The sequence below is a fragment of the Achromobacter sp. 1012554356 genome (assembly GCF_059760815.1).
In genome coordinates this window covers 1-260 of record NZ_JCBANC010000145.1, presented here as the reverse complement: position 1 = coordinate 260, position 260 = coordinate 1, and the positions used below count along the sequence as shown (strand labels likewise).

Here is a 260-nt window from a genome sequence, read left to right as displayed (position 1 = left end):
GGGGTGAAGTCGTAACAAGGTAGCCGTATCGGAAGGTGCGGCTGGATCACCTCCTTTCAGAGCTTACGTGCTCGTGTTAAGCGTCCACTCTTATCGGTTGTTTGATATAGCTGGGATCAGTTGTAGGCTTGGGTCGAGGGAATCTTCCCTGGGTCTGCAGCTTCCTGACTACTGATCCGAGAAGGTTTTGGGTCTGTAGCTCAGTCGGTTAGAGCACCGTCTTGATAAGGCGGGGGTCGTTGGTTCGAATCCAACCAGAC

At 53.1% G+C, this 260-nt stretch carries 1 rRNA gene; it reads left to right on the top strand.

From position 1 onward, the window contains the following. Window positions 1-57 (top strand): 16S ribosomal RNA (locus tag AC6LJW_RS29505); the annotation flags it as partial. Between the last annotated feature and the right edge of the window lie 203 nt (window positions 58-260).